The 689-nt window shown below is 40.5% G+C and carries 2 tRNA genes and 2 rRNA genes; all 4 read left to right on the forward strand.

The features are described from left to right. Positions 1–95, forward strand: a 16S ribosomal RNA gene (locus IO99_RS18160); the annotation flags it as partial. A 169-nt stretch (positions 96–264) separates the two neighbouring features. After that, a tRNA-Ala gene (locus IO99_RS18165) sits at positions 265–340 on the forward strand. 5 nt (positions 341–345) lie between these two features. After that, positions 346–422: transfer RNA gene (locus IO99_RS18170), tRNA-Ile, on the forward strand. A 173-nt stretch (positions 423–595) separates the two neighbouring features. Then, positions 596–689: ribosomal RNA gene (locus IO99_RS18175) — 23S ribosomal RNA — on the forward strand; the annotation flags it as partial.

Raw genomic sequence — 689 nt, forward strand, 5'->3', positions numbered from 1 at the left:
CCGTAAGGAGCCAGCGGCCGAAGGTGGGATTAGTGATTGGGGTGAAGTCGTAACAAGGTAGCCGTAGGAGAACCTGCGGCTGGATCACCTCCTTTCTAGGGAGTCGACATGAAGTTAATCCTTCATGACATTGAACGAATCTTACTTTGTAAAATTTATTTTAGAAAGTTTAGATGAGTCCATCCAGCACAGCTGGACACTGGTACTTTAACTCTGTTTAATTTTGAGAGACTATCTCTAAAAAACTTGTAGTAAGTTTAATATGGGGATATAGCTCAGTTGGGAGAGCACCTGCCTTGCACGCAGGGGGTCAAGAGTTCGAATCTCTTTATCTCCACCACTTATGGGTCTATAGCTCAGCTGGTTAGAGCGCACGCCTGATAAGCGTGAGGTCGATGGTTCGAGTCCATTTAGACCCACCATTAACTTACAATTGAGTTTGTAAGTTTTTTTTATGTTCTTTGAAAATTACACAGTGAAGATATATTGTTAAACCTTTAAATTTAAAGATAAAACAATTTCGTCAAGAATTTTAATTTGAATTCTTTGTAGAATGAAAATCTAATCTTAATCGCTTAAGATTAGTAAATGAATAGGTCAAGCTACAAAGGGCGCATGGTGAATGCCTTGGCACTAGGAGCCGAAGAAGGACGCGATAAGCTGCGATAAGCTTTGGGTAGGCGCAAATA

This window comes from Clostridium sulfidigenes, from assembly GCF_000732635.1.
Taxonomy (GTDB): domain Bacteria; phylum Bacillota; class Clostridia; order Clostridiales; family Clostridiaceae; genus Clostridium_J; species Clostridium_J sulfidigenes.